Below are 246 nucleotides of genomic sequence, written 5' to 3' on the forward strand. Positions count from 1 at the left end.
CTGGCCGTTGCGCGGCGTGTCCGCGGACAGGAACCGTGTCGTGCCATAACCGCGCAGATACGGCGCAATGACCCGGTAGCCGGCCGCCGCGAGCAACGGCATGACTTCGGCAAAGGCATAGATATCGTACGGCCAGCCGTGCAGCAGAATCACAACCGGTCCGTTTTGCGGACCCGCTTCGGCGTAGCCGATGCTGAGCGTGCCGGCATTGATCTGCTTCAGGTTGTCGAACGAGGCGACGCTAGA

The 246-nt window shown here is 63.4% G+C and carries 1 protein-coding gene; it reads right to left on the reverse strand.

Features of this window, described 5'->3' with window-relative positions; translation table 11 throughout:
* Nucleotides 1–246: alpha/beta fold hydrolase (locus P0D80_RS51690; protein ID WP_408296814.1), on the reverse strand; the 246-nt coding region annotated here is incomplete at both ends.

It is taken from the genome of Paraburkholderia sp. RL17-373-BIF-A (assembly GCF_046030175.1).
GTDB lineage: Bacteria > Pseudomonadota > Gammaproteobacteria > Burkholderiales > Burkholderiaceae > Paraburkholderia.